Origin of the sequence: Alkalilimnicola sp. S0819, assembly GCF_009295635.1 — a bacterium.
Lineage (GTDB): Bacteria > Pseudomonadota > Gammaproteobacteria > Nitrococcales > WHIW01 > S0819.
This window is the reverse complement of sequence record NZ_WHIW01000077.1, coordinates 1-300: the sequence shown is the minus strand read 5'-3', so window position 1 is coordinate 300 and position 300 is coordinate 1. Positions and strand designations below refer to the sequence as shown.

1 protein-coding gene is annotated in these 300 nt (G+C 63.3%); it reads right to left on the bottom strand.

Annotated features, from left to right (window positions below; genetic code table 11):
* Nucleotides 1-262: hypothetical protein (locus tag GBG68_RS14045; protein WP_226801821.1), on the bottom strand; the 262-nt coding region annotated here is incomplete at its 3' end.
* Nucleotides 263-300 lie beyond the last annotated feature (38 nt).

Sequence of the window (300 nt, the reverse complement as noted above, 5' to 3'; positions counted from 1 at the left end):
CAAGCAGATTGCAATAGAGCAGCAGCGCCGTCTTGCCGGGATCCATGGCGAAGGACGCCGCCAGATTGCGGGCCACGAAGCTCGCGCCACCATCCACGCAGACCGAACTCACCAACAAGGAGAAGTTCCGCCCCTGGGTGATTTGCAGCAGGGAGGTGCGCAACGTGCGGAAAGCCTCGCCCACGGGCGCACCACTGCTGTGCTCGTCGATAAGGCGTCGCTCTTCCAGATCGCTGTGAGAGCGGGGGCTGGATTCACGCATTCTGGCAATTTGCTCGGCGGCGCCAAGCCCGACCATGG